This is a genomic window from uncultured Methanobrevibacter sp. (genome assembly GCF_902770715.1).
Lineage (GTDB): Archaea > Methanobacteriota > Methanobacteria > Methanobacteriales > Methanobacteriaceae > Methanocatella.
This window is the reverse complement of the sequence record NZ_CACXTS010000001.1, coordinates 1-21,254: the sequence shown is the minus strand read 5'-3', so window position 1 is coordinate 21,254 and position 21,254 is coordinate 1. Positions and strand designations below refer to the sequence as shown.

30 protein-coding genes are annotated in these 21,254 nt (G+C 33.6%); all 30 read right to left on the bottom strand.

Annotated features, from left to right (window positions below):
* Entirely contained in the window at positions 1-4,353 is a 4,353-nt protein-coding gene (locus QZU81_RS00150; protein ID WP_295588806.1) for a hypothetical protein, read from the bottom strand.
* A gap of 207 nt (positions 4,354-4,560) precedes the next feature.
* Positions 4,561-5,004, bottom strand: coding sequence for a hypothetical protein (locus tag QZU81_RS00145; protein WP_295588804.1), 444 nt, complete (start codon positions 5,002-5,004; stop codon positions 4,561-4,563).
* Positions 5,005-5,008: 4 nt separating this feature from the next.
* A complete protein-coding gene (locus QZU81_RS00140) occupies positions 5,009-6,916 on the bottom strand; it encodes a carboxypeptidase-like regulatory domain-containing protein (protein ID WP_295588803.1) in 1,908 nt (635 codons plus the stop codon).
* The gene (locus QZU81_RS00135; protein WP_295588802.1) at positions 6,917-7,447 is read right to left on the bottom strand and encodes a hypothetical protein; all 531 of its coding nucleotides are present in this window, start codon (positions 7,445-7,447) and stop codon (positions 6,917-6,919) included. It abuts the gene before it with no gap.
* Between the two features lie 18 nt (positions 7,448-7,465).
* Complete coding sequence (locus tag QZU81_RS00130) at positions 7,466-7,897, bottom strand: hypothetical protein (RefSeq protein WP_295588801.1); 432 nt, start codon at positions 7,895-7,897, stop codon at positions 7,466-7,468.
* Positions 7,898-7,907: 10 nt separating this feature from the next.
* A complete protein-coding gene (locus QZU81_RS00125) occupies positions 7,908-8,270 on the bottom strand; it encodes a hypothetical protein (RefSeq protein ID WP_295588800.1) in 363 nt (120 codons plus the stop codon).
* A gap of 19 nt (positions 8,271-8,289) precedes the next feature.
* Positions 8,290-9,606 carry a carboxypeptidase-like regulatory domain-containing protein gene (locus tag QZU81_RS00120; RefSeq protein ID WP_295588799.1) on the bottom strand — a complete coding sequence of 439 codons (1,317 nt, stop codon included), beginning with the start codon at positions 9,604-9,606 and terminating at the stop codon, positions 8,290-8,292.
* A gap of 38 nt (positions 9,607-9,644) precedes the next feature.
* A complete protein-coding gene (locus QZU81_RS00115) occupies positions 9,645-10,283 on the bottom strand; it encodes a hypothetical protein (protein WP_295588798.1) in 639 nt (212 codons plus the stop codon).
* A gap of 3 nt (positions 10,284-10,286) precedes the next feature.
* Positions 10,287-10,631, bottom strand: coding sequence for an XkdF-like putative serine protease domain-containing protein (locus tag QZU81_RS00110; protein ID WP_295588797.1), 345 nt, complete (start codon positions 10,629-10,631; stop codon positions 10,287-10,289).
* Positions 10,632-10,904: 273 nt separating this feature from the next.
* Positions 10,905-11,150 (bottom strand): hypothetical protein, encoded by a 246-nt coding sequence (locus QZU81_RS00105; protein WP_295588795.1) that lies wholly within the window; start codon positions 11,148-11,150, stop codon positions 10,905-10,907.
* Positions 11,147-12,850, bottom strand: coding sequence for a hypothetical protein (locus QZU81_RS00100; protein WP_295588793.1), 1,704 nt, complete (start codon positions 12,848-12,850; stop codon positions 11,147-11,149). Before QZU81_RS00100 ends, QZU81_RS00105 begins: the two co-directional genes overlap by 4 nt.
* A 17-nt stretch (positions 12,851-12,867) precedes the next feature.
* Complete coding sequence (locus QZU81_RS00095; RefSeq protein WP_295588791.1) at positions 12,868-14,301, bottom strand: phage portal protein; 1,434 nt, start codon at positions 14,299-14,301, stop codon at positions 12,868-12,870.
* Positions 14,302-14,309: 8 nt separating this feature from the next.
* Positions 14,310-15,599 carry a PBSX family phage terminase large subunit gene (locus tag QZU81_RS00090; RefSeq protein ID WP_295588790.1) on the bottom strand — a complete coding sequence of 430 codons (1,290 nt, stop codon included), beginning with the start codon at positions 15,597-15,599 and terminating at the stop codon, positions 14,310-14,312.
* Positions 15,586-16,119 (bottom strand): hypothetical protein, encoded by a 534-nt coding sequence (locus tag QZU81_RS00085; protein WP_295588788.1) that lies wholly within the window; start codon positions 16,117-16,119, stop codon positions 15,586-15,588. Before QZU81_RS00085 ends, QZU81_RS00090 begins: the two co-directional genes overlap by 14 nt.
* 12 nt (positions 16,120-16,131) lie before the next feature.
* Positions 16,132-16,473 carry a hypothetical protein gene (locus QZU81_RS00080; protein ID WP_295588786.1) on the bottom strand — a complete coding sequence of 114 codons (342 nt, stop codon included), beginning with the start codon at positions 16,471-16,473 and terminating at the stop codon, positions 16,132-16,134.
* Positions 16,463-16,648, bottom strand: coding sequence for a hypothetical protein (locus QZU81_RS00075; RefSeq protein ID WP_295588785.1), 186 nt, complete (start codon positions 16,646-16,648; stop codon positions 16,463-16,465). The genes QZU81_RS00080 and QZU81_RS00075 overlap by 11 nt, the downstream gene beginning before the upstream one ends.
* Before the next feature lie 309 nt (positions 16,649-16,957).
* The gene (locus QZU81_RS00070; protein WP_295588784.1) at positions 16,958-17,122 is read right to left on the bottom strand and encodes a TFIIB-type zinc ribbon-containing protein; all 165 of its coding nucleotides are present in this window, start codon (positions 17,120-17,122) and stop codon (positions 16,958-16,960) included.
* Between the two features lie 138 nt (positions 17,123-17,260).
* Positions 17,261-17,572 carry a hypothetical protein gene (locus QZU81_RS00065; protein ID WP_295588782.1) on the bottom strand — a complete coding sequence of 104 codons (312 nt, stop codon included), beginning with the start codon at positions 17,570-17,572 and terminating at the stop codon, positions 17,261-17,263.
* A gap of 19 nt (positions 17,573-17,591) precedes the next feature.
* Positions 17,592-17,897 carry a hypothetical protein gene (locus tag QZU81_RS00060; RefSeq protein WP_295588781.1) on the bottom strand — a complete coding sequence of 102 codons (306 nt, stop codon included), beginning with the start codon at positions 17,895-17,897 and terminating at the stop codon, positions 17,592-17,594.
* 28 nt (positions 17,898-17,925) lie between these two features.
* Positions 17,926-18,180 (bottom strand): hypothetical protein, encoded by a 255-nt coding sequence (locus QZU81_RS00055; RefSeq protein ID WP_295588780.1) that lies wholly within the window; start codon positions 18,178-18,180, stop codon positions 17,926-17,928.
* Positions 18,181-18,533: 353 nt separating this feature from the next.
* Entirely contained in the window at positions 18,534-18,914 is a 381-nt protein-coding gene (locus QZU81_RS00050) for a hypothetical protein (RefSeq protein ID WP_295588779.1), read from the bottom strand.
* A gap of 4 nt (positions 18,915-18,918) precedes the next feature.
* Complete coding sequence (locus QZU81_RS00045) at positions 18,919-19,077, bottom strand: hypothetical protein (protein ID WP_295588777.1); 159 nt, start codon at positions 19,075-19,077, stop codon at positions 18,919-18,921.
* Positions 19,074-19,244 carry a hypothetical protein gene (locus tag QZU81_RS00040; protein WP_295588775.1) on the bottom strand — a complete coding sequence of 57 codons (171 nt, stop codon included), beginning with the start codon at positions 19,242-19,244 and terminating at the stop codon, positions 19,074-19,076. Before QZU81_RS00040 ends, QZU81_RS00045 begins: the two co-directional genes overlap by 4 nt.
* Entirely contained in the window at positions 19,241-19,429 is a 189-nt protein-coding gene (locus QZU81_RS00035) for a hypothetical protein (RefSeq protein ID WP_295588774.1), read from the bottom strand. Before QZU81_RS00035 ends, QZU81_RS00040 begins: the two co-directional genes overlap by 4 nt.
* Before the next feature lie 4 nt (positions 19,430-19,433).
* A complete protein-coding gene (locus tag QZU81_RS00030; protein ID WP_295588772.1) occupies positions 19,434-19,625 on the bottom strand; it encodes a hypothetical protein in 192 nt (63 codons plus the stop codon).
* Positions 19,618-19,893, bottom strand: coding sequence for a hypothetical protein (locus QZU81_RS00025; RefSeq protein ID WP_295588770.1), 276 nt, complete (start codon positions 19,891-19,893; stop codon positions 19,618-19,620). Before QZU81_RS00025 ends, QZU81_RS00030 begins: the two co-directional genes overlap by 8 nt.
* Positions 19,886-20,101, bottom strand: a complete 216-nt coding sequence (locus QZU81_RS00020; protein ID WP_295588769.1) for a hypothetical protein — start codon at positions 20,099-20,101, stop codon at positions 19,886-19,888. The genes QZU81_RS00025 and QZU81_RS00020 overlap by 8 nt, the downstream gene beginning before the upstream one ends.
* Positions 20,094-20,510 carry a hypothetical protein gene (locus tag QZU81_RS00015; protein ID WP_295588767.1) on the bottom strand — a complete coding sequence of 139 codons (417 nt, stop codon included), beginning with the start codon at positions 20,508-20,510 and terminating at the stop codon, positions 20,094-20,096. Before QZU81_RS00015 ends, QZU81_RS00020 begins: the two co-directional genes overlap by 8 nt.
* Positions 20,511-20,616: 106 nt before the next feature.
* Complete coding sequence (locus QZU81_RS00010; protein ID WP_295588765.1) at positions 20,617-20,853, bottom strand: hypothetical protein; 237 nt, start codon at positions 20,851-20,853, stop codon at positions 20,617-20,619.
* On the bottom strand, positions 20,854-20,997 hold the full coding sequence (locus QZU81_RS00005; protein ID WP_295588764.1) for a hypothetical protein: 144 nt from the start codon (positions 20,995-20,997) through the stop codon (positions 20,854-20,856).
* Positions 20,998-21,254 lie beyond the last annotated feature (257 nt).

Sequence of the window (21,254 nt, the reverse complement as noted above, 5' to 3'; positions counted from 1 at the left end):
TTAGACACCTCCTGCACGGATATTTTTAGCTTCCAACCGGCCTTTTTCCCTTAAATCCCAGTTTTGGAAGTCTTTATTTTTCACTAATAATTTTATCAATTTGATTAACCAATTATCATCTTCAGGAGCATCATTGATTAATCTTGCAACTTCCTCAGCAGAAACAGAATCCGGCAAATCAATGAACTTATGAATATGCTCAACAGTAACTTTACCGTTAACCTCATGTTCATTACTGCCTTCATTCAATACTAAAGGAGCAGTTTCATTATTGGAGTTAATTGCATCGATAAACTCGCCAAATGTTAATCCTCTTGGAGCAGGACCCGCATGACTAGCAGATGGTGTCCAATTCCTTTGATTCATCCAACCAGTAGTGTCCATCTTATGACCAGCAACATTAGCCCAGAAATGACCTACACTTCCCCAATGACCATGAACTTTACTTGCAGGTAAGCCCATACTATGAGCCATCGCAATAATTGCATCTGAGGAATCACTACAGTTCATATCTCCATGCTGGAAAGCATTCATCCAACTACCCCATTTGTTACTGTCAAAGTAGAAAGCATAATGGCATTGGCTGAACACATCTTCAGCAATCTGTTTAAAGGTAGCAAAATCAATATTAGGAGTTCCGTTTTCAAAATCACCAACTTTAAACCCAATGCTTGTAGCGTATTTGCCAATGATTTTAGGGCCTTTCATTCTCCATTTGTCGGATGTGGATTTGATTTTATTGATGTGTTTACCAACACCATCCAACCAACCTGCACCGCTCTTTTTATTGAATGGATCTTCAAGGCCAATAGGTATTTTGAAGTTACCTGCTCTGACAAGATCCGCTACACTGAATCTATTATTATTGCCAGTGACATATGATCCAACATTATCCATTGATATGAAAGGATTGGTACGTATTTCACTTAAGGTCATTGTTTGTGGCATTTGATATTTTCTGAGAGCATTTGTAATAGCTCTAAAACCGTTTGTTCCACTGCGTTTAGCAGTTGAAACTCGGCCACTTGGACTTGAAGGACCAGCACCAAAACCACCAGGATTTTGAAGTTTACGATAAAAACTTCCAATCTTACTACCTAGTTGATCAAAGTGTTGGCTGGATTGGGTTTTGATTTTACCTGCAAAACTAATAACATCATTAGTCATTCCTTTCCAGGAACTAATCATTTTGCTGTTAGCAGTTTTGGTTTTGTTAACCATGTTGTTTAATTGAATATTAGTATTGTTTTTAGCGGAAACAAAACCTTGTTTGTTTTTATTAACAATACTATCCATGTTAGTTTTAACGTTATTGGTCATTTGTTGCATTTTAGTTCCAACAGTAGCAGCAATATTGCTCATTTGTGTAGTGTCATTTGCTTTAATACTGTCAAATGCAATTTTATCCTGTGAAACCATACTTTGAAGACTGTTTCCAGTAAGATTAGCAAGATTACCGTATTGATTAATAACATCCTGATTTGCAGAACTTAAGTCTGTAGTGTCCATACCAACATTCATGTTCATACTTGGAGCGTCCAAATCCTGAACCAGACTAGTGTTAGCTTCCAGTGATGGATTTCCAAATTCATCAACTAATGTTTCACCAAATTCTTTAGCAATTTCACCAGCAGGTTTCATCTGGTCAGCTATTCCACCAACCATATCCTTAAATTCATCAACAACTTTAGTCTGAATAATACCTGGTGAATGAATACCCATAGCACCTAATAATCCATCAACAATATTTTTACCAATATTCTTGGCTTTGTTGATAAGGTCACTACCGGCACTCATTATCCTTGATCCAATATTCATGAATTCCTGACCAACTTTACCAGGTAACTGGCTAACATGATTGATTACGCCAGACACCATTCTTGATGCAGAACTTGCAGCATTACTCGCCCAACTTGCACCAGCACTCACAATCCTACTAACAACAGTTAAAAGTAAAGAGTAGACTCTACCTGGAAGACTTGTTATCCTATTAATAATTGCATTAACAAATCCTCTAGCAGCATTAATTGCATGAGTAACAAGTTGAGTTGCAAAGGTAGATGCCCTACTAATAATCAAACCTAATACTGAAAAGAACAAAGATTTAATAACTACCCATATTTGACCAAGCATTGCCTGTAAAGTAATTTGACCACTTAAGAACTGGCTAAAGATTAATATAATCACTTGTAAATGATTCCACACAGTAGTGAATACCATAATCATTGTTTGCCATGCAAACTGGAATGTAGTTATTAAGAAAGTACCAATTAAAGTTAACAAATCCAATACTGGTTGAATAGCACTAAGTACAGTAGGAATGATTCCACTTAACAAGGATACAATAGCATTCCAAACAGTCATGAAAACTTCTTGAACTGTTTGTAAAGCCGGAACAATACCGGGACTACAACCGAGAAGAATACATACAATAGGTTTTAACGCTTCATAAATACCTTGACCTATAGGTAAACAGAAATTATACAAAGCAGACAATACTGTGATTACAGATCTAACTGGAGCGGACAATATTTGAAATGCTAACCCTAAAGCATCAATAATAGCACGTGTTCCATCAACTTTATCTTTAGCTGAAGCAGGGAACATTTCATCCCAAATTCCATGTAACCAATCAACAACTGGCTTAGTGACTTCAACTAACCATTGCCAAACAGCACCAATAGTTTTAATAGTATTCTCAACATCTGGATGATGAATAAAAGCACTCCATAAACGCATTACACCGGCTTGAATGGCTTCTAACATACTGCTTACATCACTCCACCAACCGAACGCTTTGCCTAATTCATATACTGCTGCTATTACCAATCCTATTGCTGCAACAATAGCCACTAACGGCCAACTAAACGCAGCTACAAATGCTCCAATAGATAATATTACTGGTGCAAATATTGCAGTTAATCCTCCCATTGCAGCAACAATACTTCCAATTGCTAATGCAACTGCTGTAATGCCTATTGCATATTTAGCCCAATCAGGTAAACCATTCCAAGCATCTTGAATTCCTTTGATAAATGCTTTTGCTTTTGTAACTGCATAATAAAAACCATTTGAAATTTCAACAAGGTAAGGAGTTAAAGGTACTAATATTGCAGATAATAATTGTCCCCCACTAACAGTAAGGGCTGCATAAGCATCGTCTAAAGTTTTAACTTGTTTTGCAGTTTCTTCAAAACCCATAGTGCCTAATGTCTGATTCAATGCTTGCAAAAGATTATCTTTATCTTCATAGTTTCCCTTAAAGCCGTTATCTATTAATCTTTGTTCATCAATACCTAGCTCAAGTAATCTTTTTAATTGACCATCCATTGCATCAGATACTGCAAGAATAGCGTCTTCCTGGGTACGGCCTTCTTTAACGAAAGCAGAGGACATAATAGCTGTAGTTCGGGATAAATCAACCATCTTGTCTTTACTTATTCCAAGTTTTACTCCCATCTCTAGTGCTGAAGCACCAACAGCATCCATATCTACTTTTCTGAACTCACTTTGTAAATCGCCCATACTATTTTTGAAGCTTTCAACTTCAGACTTGGACATACCAATTCTTTTACCAAAAGCATCGATGTTTGCTTGAGCATTTATGTTTGCTCTTGCTGCTTCTGCAAAACCATTAACAAGATCATATCCTATCATTCCCGCAGTCATTGATGCTGCACTACCTAGAAAACCCAACCCTTTTCCGGCTCCAGCAGAACTTGATTTAAGTTGTGCAAGTTTAGCTTTTATTTTATCTACTGAACCACCAAGACTAGTGAGTTTTGCTTTTGCATTTGTTATTGATCCTGTGAATGCTGAAGTAATACTAGACTTTGCAGCACTACCCAAACCAATTAATTTAGATTTAACATTTCCAATTGTTGAACTTATTGATGATAAACTTGAATTTGAAGATGTAGCACTAGTTGTAAGTGAAGTTCCCATTTTTGAACTTTCTGAACCAACTGAGGATATAGAATTTTTAATTGTATCAAATTTTTCTTTAATCGAATCTGAAACACCTTTGATTCTTTCCATTGCTTGAGAAGCAGATTGTGAAACATTTGTTATCTTACCAATGCTATTGACTGCATTTCCTACTTTTTGTTTGATTTTGTCAAATGCATTGGATCCACTTTTTCGCAGACTGTCAAATTTTGTTTGTGCAGATTTTACCACTTTTTCCATCTTGGACATGGTTTGATGTAGTAATTTGGATGCTTGATTTATTCCATTCATCCCTTGTTTTCCCTTTACTCCCATGTCTTTTACGGCTTTTTCTGCTTGTTTTGCAACTTTACTTACTGTTTCTTCTGCTTCTATTATCACACGGATTACTTGTTTTGACACCATCACTTTCACCTCCCATACTAATTTTTTGAATAAAAAAAAAGGAGATGAATAAAAAAGAATAATATGATGTTTTATTCTACTTTATTCATCTCCTTAAATAATTTTATTCTACCTTTATCAATGAAAATTGCTTGAACTGGAGTTAAATCATTTTGTTTATCACATAAAGGATAACCACAGTAATCAAGCCATACAATCCTTCGACCTTCACTCGTTTTCAAGAAAGTCTTCAATTTCATCCTCTAAATCTTCATCGTTAGCACCGGAGATTTCTTCAATTATTTCATAAATTTCAAGAACCTCATTTTTATGCAACCTTTTGATTTGATCAAGACTCCATTTTTCAGGATTACCCTCATTAGCCGTACTTAATCTGATTGCTTCATACATTGCCTTTTTAGTGGCTTTAGATGATGCATTGATATTAAATTTAGCACGTGATTCCATTTCACCTTTAACTCTTCTTTTCTTTTTAGTGAATGTTTTTTCATTGATTGTGTAATCACCTAAGTCTTTTTGTTTGATTTCATCAATCCTATCCCATTCACCACTAGTTAAAGGTCTTAAGCAAATTTCACCACCTAATGATTTAACATGATACTCTTGAAAATCATCTCTCCCATTAAGTATTTCAGATATTGATAATACCATAAATTTACACCTCAGTTAATGTTATTTCAAATTCTGTTTTTTCAAGTGTTACTTCAATTGTTTCGGTGTAATCTTCAAATCCTTCAGCGGTAACAGTTATTGTTTGACTACCAATAGGTACATTTTGAAGAGTACATCCTCCTGCTGATCCTGTTGTTGATGTGATTTCATCAATGCTTACATTAGCACGTGCTACGGAATCATCATTTTCATCAGTTACACATACTCTGATATTGACGGTTTCAGGGTTTACCTGCCTAGTGGGAGAGTCATCATCTTCCTCTTCAAGGTCTAATTCTTCATTTTCTTCAAAAGGATTGTTTAAAGAAATGTTCCTATTGAGGTTTAAATTCATTGTTTCACCAGGAACAGAACGGTTACCTGCATCCTCATCTTGATAAATTACGAATTGTCTGTAAGTGAAACTTCCTTCAGGGTACATGTGGAAACGAATTTCAACAGGTTCAGAGAAAGTTTTTTCAACAGAATATACTGGTTCAATACTATTATTAACATAATAATTTACAGTAGTACCATCATAGGTAATTTTAAAGGTCCCGCCATTTGCGATTCCTAATTGTTCCAAACTACGTGAAACATAACTTTCACTAGATTCAAATAATTGTAAACGAACATTATTCGTACTACCAACAATATCCCCTTCGATTGTAAATGGAGCTTCCCAGTCATGGACATTACTTCCAGTACCTGGTTTATTTGCACTGTAAACTTTTCCAGTGACCTCTTCAGAAATATTGGTGACAAGAATACCATCACTAGTAGAAGTTACTGTTACTCCCTCTTCATTGTATTGGAATGAAGATCCATCAAATATTACATCAGATTTTGTAAGTGATCTTTGATTATTTTTTAATAAGACATACATGTCAGTTTGAACTTTTGTAATTCCATCATTTAATGTAACTTCATTTGAACCTAATGTTTCCATGCTGATAGTTGCATCAATAGCGTCTGCACCGGACATGTCATATTCAACAGCCAATGTACACATTGGGAATAATATTTTCATTTCTAAATCTGGATATTCGCACAGGCGGACATTTATACCGAATGGAATTTCAAGAATTGTACATTTTGCAGGTTCATAAGCTCCGCTGTCGCCTACTTCAAATGAACCTACTTTACCATACTCGGCTTTTAATATAGATTCAATAGTTTCTTCAGTTAAAGTAATAGTTACACTTGGAGTGTTTTCTCTTTTTTGTGCTAATGCAGATGCTTGCGGTGCTCTTGAACCGAAACCAATAGTATTGTCCACAGCTAGATTGTTTTTACCTTCAAAAGTTAAGTTGGTTCCGATACCGGTCATTGGTTGGTTGTTTAGTTCTAAACCGATATCATAGAACATTAAGAATAAATCATTTTCTAATGGGGCTGGTTTAGTGAATGTTTCACCGTTTCTACCGATAATTCCAGAATGTTCTGTTTTATAAACCCAGTTTGCTTCTACGCTCATGGATTCATCTGATACTTCAAATTTTAAGCTGTCACATAATAATCCGAAGACATATTTTTTCAATTGATCCACTACAGATACTGCTCTGAATGATTGGAGTTTTTTATTTTCCCCGCCCCAGAATTCGTGAATATGAACATCCTGAGAGTTAATAGTATATTTGTAATGGTCTAAGTATGCGCGCCAATACCATGCAAATCTTTGTAAATCTGCATCTGCTTTGGTATTTCCAGTTGGTTTAATGACTCCCGCACGTGATACTTTGTTCATTCTAGATGAACCTGATTTAGTGACTGGTTTATCATTTAATTTGAAGTTAGCTGAATCTGCTTCACTCCACCAGTCAAGATTATGTTCATTAAATTCAGTTATTGGCTCAACAACACCGTAGTGAGCAGAATCTTCTAATTGTAATCCAAATCCTCTATCTACCATTTAATCACCATTAATATTATTATTTTGATTTTGAAATCTGCAACATATTTTCCAATCTACATAATAAGTGAAATTAATTCTTAGCTTTGTAATAGGTACTTTTTCCCCCAAGTCCTCATCTTCTATGAAACCCACAGGAGATAATGATTCAAATACTGGTTTTAAACCTTGAATCATCGTATCTTCTTTTAGCACTCTATTATGATTTTTAGCAATGCATGCTGCTATTCTTGCTGCTAAATTTTTCCCTTTTATTTCAGATTGTTCTATGTCATCCTCATCATAAACTATACAATAAAAATCGAAAGGAGTTTGTAATTCTAATTTGTCTGAAAGTGTTCCTTTTCCACTTGCACTTGTTGTTTCCTGTTCGAATAACCAGATACATGGTTCTTCTATTTCATCATCGGAACGATAACTCGGAACGAAAGTTTCAACATCAGATAATAGGCCTTCTGGAGTTAACTCTTTAGTGATGCATTGTTTCACCATTCTTGTTACTGCTTCAGGCCCTTCAATAATATTCAACATAGCTCTTCACACCATCTTTTATTCTAATGTTCCTTTCTTAGCAATTACAACAGCACTTTCAACAGATTGTATGATTTCTGGAATACTCCTTTCAACGAATTTTTGAGGTTTTTGACCTTTAACATATTTAAGAAACCATTCACGGCCTTTCCAAGTGAAGTGCAATACTTTTGCTCTTTTAGGTCTTATTACTGCATGTCTAACACCATAAATACCAGTACCGTCATTAGGGAATACTAAATATGAAGCATCATTAGTTACTTCATGCTTGTCTTCAGATTTATTAATCCTGTAATTATTCGCCCCACGACCTGATTGTTTTGGAGTATTTTTTTCAAGAATAGTTTTAGCATTTTTACTTAGCTGGTTTAAAAGTGCTTTTTTAAATTCTGCAGCATTATCAGAAAGATGAATGTTTGATTCAAGTCTGATGTGTATTGTAACCATCATGAACCAACTCTTATATTCTGAATACTTTTACTCGTGATGATTTCTTAAAAGGTTTGAGATCTTGTTTGAGGTCTGATGTGAAAACTTCACTTGAATAAATTTTAGTAGTGTAATCATTGACTTTTTTGATTGGTTTTTCACCACGTGAAATGTGAAATGCAATCATATTGGAGACTAATCTAATGCATACATTTTTCACAGCTAAAGGCACATCAGATTCCCATTTTCTGTTGCAATAGGAGTTGATTAATCCTTCAGATTGTTCTATCCAATCCTCGATTAACTCTTCAAAATCCTTCTCGTTATCTTTGAATCCTAAGCTTTTTGCTTTGATTCCGGATAAGTTTTTCACATCATCAACTGTGCAATACAAGACCTACACCCCAGTAATCTTATTGTGTAGTTAAAGTGATGCTAAGTGTAGTGTTATTTTCACTTACTTCAAATGTTCCAGTGTAATCAGTGTATCCTGTTGCGGAAGCTGCAACACTGTAGGTTCCTTCTGGAACATTACTTATTGTACAACCACCTGCTGAACCTGTTTTACCAGTGTATTGGTGTTCTTCAGCATCTTCCAATACCACATCTACATTTTCAACTGGGTCGGTTCCATCGGTTACGGATACTGAGATGTTACGGGTTACTGGTTCTGGGTCATCTGCTCCTGGAGTAACTTCAGGTGTGGATGCGGATCCTTCAATTAACCATGCTAAAGCAGAACCATCTTCTTGAGCAAAGTTAATATCATTATACATTGTAGAAGCAATATCCCACACGTTAGCTCTGAGGTTGAATGCAGATTGAACGAGAATGTCATCTGGGTCTGCTAACCATTGGATGTTTTCTTTATGAGTTAAGATAATCGGTTTTCTGGTGAAACCGTTAACTGGATTTGAAGCAGTTGGAAGACTAAATTGTGGAACAGCGATTAATGGAACATCTTCAACAACAGGAATTCCATCTTGATTAATGGAAGCATCAATGTTGAATTTGTAATGGTTGCCTACGATGAATCTTCTTACGCTTCTTACAAATTTGGATGGAGCGAAACAAGCCATGCCTCCATCAACTTTGTAAACATCTGGGAACATGTCTAAGAATCTGTAGAATTCAGTTAATGGATCTGAATCTTGAGCAGTTAAATCAATAGTTTCATTATTAATATCTGCGTCATCACCCATTTTTTTACAGATACCGTCGATTACTTTATATGCGGTGGATGGTGGATTGTTAGATGATTTATCTCCGAAAATTAACACTCTTTCTGCTGCAAGTCCGTTTGCAACTGCGAATCTTGAAGTTAAGGTGTTCATGAATCCTTGACCTTCAATACTGTCTTTCATTACAGTTGTATGAAGACCTGTTAATGCACGGAGTTCTTCAGCATCGAAATTCCTGCTTGAGAAGTTAGGGTCTTGAGAATCAGATAATACTTGAGGCACACCATTTAATCTGCCTGCTTCTAATTCTACTCTTAATTCCATTTTATCTAATTGCCTTTTATGGTTAGTAGATAAAATTCTTTTAGTCCTGTTAAGGAATACTGCTTCTTCATCTAATTTTTGAAGGTAAGTAGGAGCTTTTTCTGCTTGAAGAATACCATCATTAAGTTTTCCTTCACCTTCGCCGATGTCTACAAATTTAATTACAAATTTTTTACCGAGCTTTACGGCATTTTTAATTTCGTTTTCAACAATATTTATTGACATGATTTAATCACTTAAAAATAAGACTTTAAATATGATGTTTACCAATTCATACCATTTTCATTTCTACCAGTACGTTCATTCAATGATTTACCGGATGAATTTCCACGTTGAAGATCCACATCTAATGCTTGTGAAATACTTGTGCCTCTTGGAAGGTATTTTGCTACAACACCATCATCAAGGTTGAGTGTTCCATCTTCATTTAATGGTAATTCAACAGTTTGTGGTGCCGGATTATCATCATTGTTTGGTTCTGGGTTATTAGCGTCATCACCTTCAGGATCATCATCATTGTTTGGTTCTGGGTCTGGTTCACTAGGTTCCACATTATTTTCTATAGCGGTTACCCTAGCATCGATTTTATCTAATTTTTCTAAAATTTGAGCGTTAGTAACTTCATCATCCCCAGTTTGTTTTTGTGGGGTTTGGGTTGGTTCTGGAGCTCTTTTAGCTACAAGAGTATTTAACAGTCTTTCAAAGAAACCTTCACTCATAGTTACGTTAGTTTCACTATCTGGATTATTAGCCATTATATCCCTCTTCGATTCACTAAATTTTTTAACGAATTCCTCATCATTCTCATACACTTCAAAATATGCTAAAGGATGGTATGGAACATCAACAATGCTTATTGTAGAAGGAGTCCAATCACCAATATCTTTAAATTCAAGAGCCATAGTTTATTTTATCCCCCTATTCATTTCTTCCATTGTGCGTGTTGGAGCTGCAAGAATGCTGAAACCGTTTAGTTTACCTTCACGGATGCCTTGTTGTATATCATCATCGATTACATCAATACTCCCCATGACGGTGCCTTTAGGTAGCATGTCTCCTCTCCAATCCATTGGTGTGTCAAGAACATATAATCCAAGTATTTTGCCCACATTTCGTAGGGTATGTTGAACATCAGTTAGAACACCATTTCGAGCGATTATTAAAGCTGCTCTTCGAACAGTTTCCTCGTCAAGTATATCCCCTGACATATCTGGAATACCTGGTATGAGAATTGGTCCTTTAACAATCATCTTTTTATTGCCTCCAATAGTCATTTGAGGTCTATTATATTTTTTTTAAAAGATAGAAATTGAGAAGAAGATAATTAAATTTTTTTCAAAAATATTTTTTTTATGTAATAAAATGTTTAATCAAAAAATTAAAATAGAGTCAAAAAATTGGTTTTTTCGGGTTACTAAAAATTCGTACAAAACATAAACAGATTACAAGTGTAAATATAATTGAAAAAAATTTTACCTCCTCTTCAATATACACTGTAACGAATTAGAAAAAAACAATAAAAATTAGACATTAGAAAATAATTTCTCATTGATAATTGGATCATCACCATACAACATTGCTTGTTTAATATTGACAATTTCAGATTCCAAACTCTTTTTTAGATTTAATATTTCAATATATCTCTCTAAATTTTCTTCCTTTAATTTTCGTTGAAAATTAAGTAATTCTTTTGGATTGTCCTCTAAAGAGTACATAGTTTTAATACATTTAAAATAATATGCTTCCAAACCAATATTATTCATTTTCATCGGAATCTCCTTTGTATATTAATATATGTAATTTCTACATCATAAACTTTTAGTCTAGAATTAAATTCATTCACATATTTATTAATATTCTTTGAAACGAATTGATTAAATAATATAGTATACTCATCGGAATTTTTATCCATACCTTTAATTTTTTTACTTTCAACTTTTTCAAAATCATCGAAAATCTTGAATACAAATGTGGAATGTACGGCTAAAATTAACTCTTTTTGGTTTAACGATAAGTTTGTCTTGTATTTTATTACTCCAAATCTAGTTTCAGCAGTGATAACTCCATATTTAGCATCATGTTTTAAATTATTAACCATATCCCCACGTGAAGGTATTACTGCCCCATGAGTATGATTATGAATAGTCATATGAAGTTTTTTATTTTTAAATTTTTCAGGGATTTTAACATGCCCATTAATTCCTTTAATAAATCTTTTTAAAATTTTATGTGATTTATCAACAATTGTTAAATATTCAATCAAGTTTCCTTTTGTTTTATTATTGTGGTATAATATTTCATCAATGAATTTTGTGAAAGACTTATCATTTAAGATATCTTTTCTAATTTGTTCTATTGTTCGAGGTGAGGAATTATCAACTTTAGAAATCTTTTTGTTAAATTTTTTTGGAATATTGTTAGGATTTAAATTAGTGAAACCTAAATTTGATTTTTGAGTTTTCTTTTTTGGATCATGTTTTGTGGATTGTACTTTTGGTGTTTTGATTTTTGATGTGAGTTTCTTACCAATACCTTTAATCTTGGAAGTTACTTTTTTTCGGGTTTGTGATATACGTGTCTTAATGGTTTCTACTGATATTGTTTTTGCACCAGTAGTATTTCCATTATTGCCGGGTTTATTTGATGGATGTAGGTATGAAGTGGTTGGAATATTGAAGACGTTTTGTGTTTTGCCCAATCCTTCAGGTCTGCGATTGGTATATCTTAACCAACATCTGCAATTAGCCACGTTTTCTGCTCCACTATATAAGTCTCCAGGATACATTGATTCTTTGTGACCATATGGTCCGTAGATATCAAAGTAATCCTCAATTGGTACAGGTGCAATAATTTTTGCTCTGTGCCATCTCCTTACTCTTCCTTTACCTGCACCATTCATCCAAACCTTAAAAGAGTAACCTTCATTTAAGGCATTGATGAAACTGATGTTGGATTCGTTTGTGTGTACGCTGTCTCTTATGATGTTTCTGATTCTTGCTTTTGCAGTGTTGCCGTATTTTTCTTTGAGAATTCTTTTTGTTTGAGCTTCACTTAAACCATTATGGATGCCACTGCGGAGTTCAGATTCTATTTTCTGCTCTAATTTAATTGCCTCGGTGTTGATACGATTAGTTAATATTTCACTATATCTTCCAGCATTAGCTTCGACAGCATGATCAACCCATCTATCCGGTTCATGATGTATACGTTTTCTTTCATTTTCTAAAGTAGTAGTCATTAACTCTTCAATAATAGAATCAATATTTCGGATACTGGAAGCATTTCCATAAACAGCATCATCTATGATTGCATTGATAATTTTATCTTGCAAGGATTGTGCTTTGTTTATTGCTTTGTTTTGATTCTTATATTTGTAAGTTAGATGAATATTACTCTTTATCACATATAATTCATGCAATCTCTTTAATTGTTTTGCATAAATTAATTGTTGTTGTCTTGTATACATCATATGCTCCAATTTAGGTTTTATTCTTCTAAATCATCATCCTCTTCAAATTGAGAAGGATTAAGATTATTCATATCCTCTTCCATGTCATCAATCATCTTATTTAATTTACCTTCAGCATCCATTGGATCATTACCATACAACACAGTATCTAATGATTGATTATTCATATATCGAGTATCATAATACTCATTATTCTCATCCATACTTAAACCAAAAGGTTCACCAAACCTGTTAACAAATTCACCTAAAGTCATAGCACCATTCTGTAAGAGTTTAATGCCTCTTTCAAGAATGTTTTCTTCCTCTTCAAAATTAACAGGTAAATATTCAATTAAAATATCATTAGTTTCAAATTCATGTTTGATAATGGTTTTATTGATGAAGTTTGCGATTCTTTTTTGTAATGTTCCAACAGTGGATTTACTGTAATTTTTAAGTAGCATTTCAGTACGATTGGAACCTACTCCTGAACCTTCACTGTCACCGAGTCTCTCACGAGGTACACGGTGAACACGACGTATACGATCACCAATACTTTCAGCTAATTCAAGAAAACTACCTTCTTTTTTCTCCTCACCAATTTTATGAACAGAAACCGTAAGGTTGTTATCTTCACTAGGTAAGAAAATGCACATTGCAGTTCCTGGTTCATTAGTCACATCTTTAAATTCTCTTTCCAAGTCTCTTTCAAAATCATCAGCAGAATAATCTTCTTTTTCCTCAACATTACCGCTGATTGTGATAACATAGTTAGGAACTCCTTTTGCCCTGAAATGTGAATGTTGATATTCAACAATTGCATTGTCTGTTATGATTGCTGGTAATTCTGATAAGTATTTAGGTTTTCCATAGACTTTGGAATCTGAAGAATGAGTGTTAAACCATAATATTTCATTTGCAATATTTTCACTAGTTATGCCTTCATTAAATCTTCCAGTATTTTTGTTTAAGACATCGTTATTGTTAGGGTCATATACTTTAAAATAAGTGGTTTTAGTTCCGACTTTGTTAACAACTCTTTTCTTATCTTTACACATTCTCAGATACAAACTGCTGATATGATTAATGCTTTTGAACTGATTACCTTCTCTTAAGATTTCAAGGCCAGCATAACCAAATGTGTCCAGGTCTTCAGTGAACTTTTCGGTTTCCTCATCAAAATTAAAATCATTTAAAATTTCATCCAATTCAGGAGGTATGTCTTTACCGTTTTTACTAATTAGTTTCTTACCATTGAAGATAGCATCTTCACATTTTGTAGTGATGCAAATATCATGTAACCCTGAAACTTCTCTTAATTTATTAAGTTTAAACGGGTCATATGGAGGTTGGATTACTTCATCCCCATATTGTAAGTCATCTTTACTTAATTCTTGTGATTTTATATCGTATTCATTAAGTACACTTTTGATTACGGCTTGTCTTAAAAATTGGTTAGTAACAACTTTCATGATTCTTTTTAACTCCTTTTTTTACGTTTTCTTAATGATGTTCCTTTGTTTTTACGTGGGCCTAGTATGCCTCCACGCCACATGTCTGGACAGTGATCATCAATTTTCAATGGTTTGTCCTCACCACGTTGTTGGGCTCTGGTGTCCCAACAGTAAGATTGAGCTTGAGTAATGCTATGTTTGCATTTTGAGTTTATGAAAAATCGATTATTAGCAAATAAATTTTGAATGGTGGTAATGTCCTCATAAGTGTCTGGAGTATAGGTTCTTACCTTCATTCGTATTCTTTTATCTTTTTTACATGCTGCTTTTAGTGAAGCTGCATCATGCGGGAGAAAAATAGTATTGTATTTTGTAAGGTGGTATTTATCTTGAAGTTTTACGATCGTGTCTACTCTATCACTATCTGATTGTGTTACTCCTTTTACTTCAGCATCATAATATGTTTCATCTGCCAGATAGTATGTGTTCCCATCGACCAGGTCTTTTTTAATGCCTATTACTCCGAATGTTGTTACAGTTGAAACACCATAGTCACAGGTGATGTTCATATCATCGACTTTACATGATCCATTGTAAACATGAACATCCTCATCGAACATGTCATAAATAGCACCTTCAGCAATAACCCATTGACCGAGAATGTTTCTTTTGTAGAACAATGGATTTTTCTTATTTACTCGGATTAATTCTTCAACATATTGTTTTGGAAGGTTAGGATTGTCTTCTAATAAAAAATGCCATCTTTTAACTGTACCTGCTTTTAACAGGTCTTTATTATTGATGTAGTCTTTATATAAAAAATGATATGGACTTGCTGGGTTCATGTTCAGGAACATTTTTGCTCCAGGTAAACTGCAACGGGATATGGCCATTTCAATTGTTGATTTTGGGTTACGTGTAACCTCATCACCATACCATCCTCCAACAGTCATTCCTGCAACAACATCTGTGGCTCCCTCATCATTAAAACCCATGAGGTAAATAGTTTTGTCATCAACATATAGGATATTTTCGTAGCGGTCATGATGATACCAGATGTCTTCAGTGTTTAACATTTTAAAGAAATTATTTAAAACATTCCTTTTTAGTGTACTGATAGTTTTACCGCTCATGAGAAATTCATCATGAGGGCTTTCACTTAAAAATTTTAACCATCTTGCACTGCACGTTATAGTTTTTGAAGATCTAACAGCACCATCTATAATGTTAATCCAAGCATCACTATTATGGAAAAAATCTTTACTTTTGGGACTAGTTTCTCCCCAATTCCAATATTGTTTACTACTTGAAAGCATCTGCTAACCTTTTCAAACCGTTATGTTCAACTACAGATTTATTATTATCAGTAGACATGCCCATGATTAAACGTAATTCTTTCATGAGAATTGCTTTATTCTCACTATTACGTCTCAAAGATAAAACCTTCTTATCCTTATTAAGAGTGGATTTTTTTATAGATTTTCTTTCATCATCAAGATCATCAATTTGTTCCAGGAGAGTTCGGACCTGGTTGCCAAAAGCATCATCAACAAGAACTTTATTATCTTTTCTTAATTTTTCGATATGCTGTAAATCAAATGAATCACACCTATCTTTCCAATGCCATCTTTTAGACCAATATTCGATATTAGATTTAGTTGCAGGTTTTATGGCAGTGTCCGGCAGTTCCTGGTAGCGTTCAATCAACCATTTTTCAAATTTGGGGTAAGATAGTCTAGGTTTTTCTAGATATAAATATTGGGTGAATACTTCAAATGCTCTGGCTGTTTCTGTGCCTTTTTCATCTGTTTGTCTTTCTTCCCAGATTTCCCCCAATGAAACCACCTTTTATTCTTTTATGTTGTTCATTGCTTCGAGTATTTTTTCTTCTGCGATTTCGATTGCTCTTTCATCAATGTGTTTGTTGATTATGTCGAGTTCTTCTTTTTTCTTTTTGTCTTTCCATTGATCTATCAGCACGACAACTATTATTGCGAGTAGAATCATTATTGCTCCTACTATTATTGCTATTTCGTTCCATTCGTTGAATAATGGATGTTCGGTTATGCCGTTGAATAGTAGGACTACTCCTGTTGATATTAATGATGTTGAGATTGTTGTTTTTAGGAATCCTGTCACCCAAACTGTCCTCCGGTAGGGTATTTTTTCTTTTAGTGGTTTAGAGCTCATCTTCCTCAGCTTCATTTTCGGGTTGGTTGTTTATTGTGATGTTTGCATCTTTACTGAGGTATCCTACGAGTCCTGCTACTATTGCTAGTGCTATTTGTTCATAGTTGTTTAGCATTGCAATGATTGCCCCTATTATTAATCCAGTTATGAGTATTGTTTTGTTGTCGAATTCCATTTTTACATTCACCTATCTATTTTTTTTTAAAAGAAGATTTTTTTGTAGGTATTTGTGGGGGTTATTTACATTCCCCCTTATTTTTTTAATTAGGAGTGATAAATTTTTTTACCTACATTGTAAAGAGGGATAAATTTTTTAACGTATTAATTCTTGTGAGAGATTTAAATGTTCCCTTTATTTTTAACTAAAATTTTAATTAATGATTTCACGGAAAAAAATATGGCAGTGGCCCTTTTTTTAACCATTGGCTGATAAAATCGTTTTTTTTGTTTTTAAACAACACCGAAGTAATTATATTTTCCTAAATTATGTACCAGAATTTCTTTTACAAACATTTGTATCATGGAGTATTAATCCGCATTTTGTGCAGTAGATTATTCCATGATGTTCATCATAGAGTATTTCTTTTGTTTCACCACATTCATAGCATCGCCAATGAACGTGTTTGTAGTTATACTCTTGATTAATCATTTAAATCTCTACTTATGAAGAAATGTGTTAAAAAAAATATCCTCTTCAATATACTCTGTAACGAATTTAAAAAAAAAGTGGGGATATCGAAGAAGAGTTTTAATTTGGAGAGTATTTTCAGTTTTAATCTTCTTCAATTTATGAGGGAGGGAGTTGATCTTTTTTAATTTTCAAACCTAAAACACCCATCAAAGGAAATCTAAATTCATTTCTATTTCTTTTTATTACTACAGTTACATGTGCTTTTTTAGCTGCAGGACTACCCGGTCTTGCGTCTGCTAAATAATAATGTTCAAAATCCAATTTATCTGATTTAAATAGTGGTATTGGATAAATGTCTCGATAATCTGTACATAGAATTAATAGGTATTCATCATCTTTTAAGTTATCAAAATGGTTTTTGATATCATCTTCTGTAAAATTTCCTAGTAGTTCATCGCTTGCTCTCATTTTTATCCTCCTTGTTGTTTTATTTTGCAGGTATTTTTAGCCTTCGGTATTCAGATTGTATTGCTGCATGTTCATCTTCAAAATCATTTTTTGGTGTTCCATGTAAGTAACCCGTACCCAAACCCCAATAATTGTCTGTTTTACTGTGGTTTTTGCGGTGTTTTCTTACTCTTTCTTCTGTGTGTTCTAAATCTGAATAGTATCTGCAAGTATCGCTACAGAATTTTGTTGCGTTTTGGAATTTAATATATGGTTTTCCACAATATTTGCATTTGCTAGTGTAGAATCTTGCTTGTGGATCTCCAGGTATTTTTTTATATAGCATTTATCACTCCCATATTATTAGGTGATGTTCAACTTTTATATTTTTCTAGTAGGAAGTCATCTATATGTTCTAATAGATATTCTATTGCTACGCTTTTAAATACTTTTAAATTGATTTTGACCTTTGTATCCTCATCGTAAAAATAATGTCTGTTAGGATTATAAGGTGTTTCTTCAATTAAAAGGTTGAGGTAGTCATCAACCCTGAAAGTGTTGAACCTATCAAACATAGGAATACTTTCCCTGCAAGCAATTAAAATTTTTTTACGAACATTTTCCCGCATCTCACTTTTATTGTTAAAAGTACAATCCTTAAACTTCACCTTCTCACATCCTCCTTGAAAACTGGACAACTGGTCAAACCACCAGAACTGTTAACCTCACTACGCTTATGCTTACATGCAATTTCCCAACTCCTAAACTTAGGATCCGTTGGAACATATATCCTGTATTCACAGTCATTGCATAAATGATATTCTTCAATCATACACTATTCACCTTTTCCTTAAATTCCATCCATTGTTCTTTGTTGAAGCAGTAATCAATACATGGTGTTCTCAACATTACCCTAGAAGGTATCCTTTTATGTTTGTTTTCATGGATCACTACTACTTCAAAACTGTCAATCCATTTACCATCATAATTTGTCATAATCTATTCCTAAATTAGCTGCTAGATTCTTCAATACACTTTGACCCATCTCGGTTTTTTCATGCTTGATAGCTTCTTTTACAGTATCTTCAAAGTGTTTTATTCTATCAAGATAGGTTTCGTTGATTTGAACTTCTTTTAAAATTAGTTCATTCCTAACTTGTATGCTCCAGCGTAATTGTAAGTTTTCTTCGTGGAAATAATTCAAACGCTCTACCACTTCATCTTCATATCCAATAGGTTTGCCGGCATAATCTTCATCAAGAAACTTATCGTTTTCAACATCATAAATTTGACCCACAATATTCCGAATAAAACGTTTTTCAGTCATCACATCATCATCAAAAACTCTATTCCGCCTAGCCATCCCATCACCAATTATCCGTTGAAGTCATAGCTCCCATTTTCCATTCTTCACGTTTAACAAACCTGTAAAGTATGTTGCATCTTAAAATGTTGTCTAATTTGCAAGGATACTTTTTGTTTTCCATGTCTAACATTTCGCAATTTTTACATTCTTCACTGATCATATTAACTCCCCATTTTCAAATCGTTCCTGTAATTCCGTATCATGAATGAAATCCTCACATGAATTTATTCGTATATCCACATATTTTCCCCATCTGCTGCACCATTGTTGATTTGATGGTGGAACAATACTTATACGTAAATATTTGCAATGTTTACAGTTCCTCATTTTTTCATCTCATATCTTGCATTATTCACAGCATCATTAAGACTTTTTACAAATCCACATCTGCCAAACCACCCTAATTTACGGGCAGATTTCAACAATTCTTTATCTGCTAATGGATTATCTGCTCTTGTAACATTGAATGGTAGATTGTATTTATGTAGAGTATTAAATCGTTTTTTAGTCATTCTATCACCATTCATACATACTTTTTTGCAAAACAATACATTCAACAACTTTACCCTCATCTTTAATAATTAAAACTGGTATGCCATTTATTTTATTCGCAGACACTTGAAAATTAAGTAAATGGTCTTTATATTGTTCTCTTAGTTTTTTTAGTCTTGAATATAAATGAAATATTCTAAAATCATCATCAGTCATTCAAAATCACCATATCCTCTTTAACTTCAAAACTCCTAAAACCCATAGATTTTATTTGTTTCTTCATATAATCACTTAACACAAAATCATCACAAATACTATGTGGATTTCTACTACTATATAATTGGCAAATCCATATTTGTTCATATCCTATCTTCGGACATCGTTTATCATTATTATAATGTCCTATTATTTTTTCAATAGTTTCTCGTTGCCAATGTTGGCAGTTTAAACACTTCTTCCGTAAATAATATTGTTTTTCAGTCATTCAAAATATCCTCCAATGTAATTCTTAACTGCCTATCATTATCTAAATGGTCTTTTAAATTAAAAATGATAGTTCTTTCAGTTTCAATACATAATTTGTCCTCACATAACATTTTAGCAAAGTCCACACCATATTCAACAAATATCTCGCCCAAATACTCTATAAAACTTACACCATTCTGGATTGATTTAATTTCAACATCAGTCATTCAAATCACTCCTTTCAACATCAGTATTTTCACCTGCTGCATCAAATGCTTTTAATTTGTTTAATGTTACTAATTCATGCCTGAGGTCCTCAAGTAAACCTTCTGATATAGGTATCATTTTATCTGGAACAACAGGTACTTTCTGTCCGTTTAGATCTTTAATTTTTTGACCTGCAAGTTTTTCATATTTTTCTTTTAATGCATGGTATTCGATTAACAATCCGTTTAATAATCCGCATAGTTGTTTGGCTTGATAATCCATGTCCCTAAAACAGAACTGGTACTCACCATCCTCGTTTGAGTCTACACTATTACAAAACCAGTAGTCTGTGTAAGGGTTTTGATGAATTGCAAATCCTTTTTCTAATGCGTTCCAATCAGGTTTGGGAGTATAATCTTCAATAGTCATTCTCTTTGCCTCCACATCCAGCAATAACCTAAAATCAAATCATCAAGCAATGTGCAGATTTCTTTATTGTAGCAATGCATACAATTTAAACAAGATTTAGCCATTATTACACTCCGTTCATTAACATTATCTCAGAATATGGTTTTGTGAAAATGCACACCATATCGTCTTCCTGGACAAAAATGGGATTGCCGTTCTCATCCCATTCATCATCATGATACACTGGGTAAGCTATCTCATCAATATCTTCAGTGTCATAACTATCCACACCTGCAGCCAATATTTTAACTGGCTTGTCTTTCGGAAATTTACTTAACAATTCTATTGCTTCTCCACAATTCATTCATATCATCTTCCTATACTTTTCTTGGCGTTCTTCAAATTCATCCAACGCTTTAAAATCTTCTCTGAAAAGAAGATAAAAAACGATTAAACCGGCCACAAGGCCGGTGATTAATCCAATTATAAAAACTAATTCTAAAATCATTTTAATGGCACTCCTAAATCTAAAGTTGCTTCCCTGTTCTTAATTTTCAACAATTGTTTTTCCAGGTAGTTTGCATAATCGAAAAGTTTACGATTTTTTAGTGACTCTGCTTTGATGATCATAACATCAAATATGAGGAAATCAATGTCAATCTCTTCAATTGTTTCAGGTTTAGAATTTATTGTTAAATTATTCATTTTTGTCATTCATGACACTCTCCTTGAATTTTTCTTCTGCTTGTTGGCAGCTTTCTACGG